Source organism: Pseudomonas sp. NY11955 (genome assembly GCF_048068035.1).
Taxonomy (GTDB): domain Bacteria; phylum Pseudomonadota; class Gammaproteobacteria; order Pseudomonadales; family Pseudomonadaceae; genus Aquipseudomonas.
Map to the genome: position 1 here is coordinate 1 of NZ_JBLUPS010000073.1, position 247 is coordinate 247.

Annotated in this window: 1 protein-coding gene; it reads right to left on the reverse strand. The window is 54.3% G+C overall.

Annotated elements, in window-relative coordinates; genetic code table 11:
• On the reverse strand, positions 1-224 hold a 224-nt coding region (locus ACNFBR_RS29325; protein ID WP_416737887.1), incomplete at its 3' end, for a hypothetical protein.
• Positions 225-247 lie beyond the last annotated feature (23 nt).

The following is a 247-nucleotide window of genomic DNA, read 5'->3' on the forward strand; positions in this document are numbered from 1 at the left end:
CGCGCGAAAATCCCCCAGGAATAATTGGCCCGAAATAAACGTAGGAGCGAGCAAAGCTCGCGATGCGCCGCGCGGGCGGCGCTCGATCTCACAGGCGCTGAAGGTGCCATGCCGGGCACTTGGCCGCCTTGATACAGTCGTCGCCTGGAATATTTCAAATAAATGAAATTAAAGGTTGACGCCCTTTCGAATCCCCTTATAATGCGCCCCACTTCCAGCGACATCGGAACGACAAACTCCTTGAAAT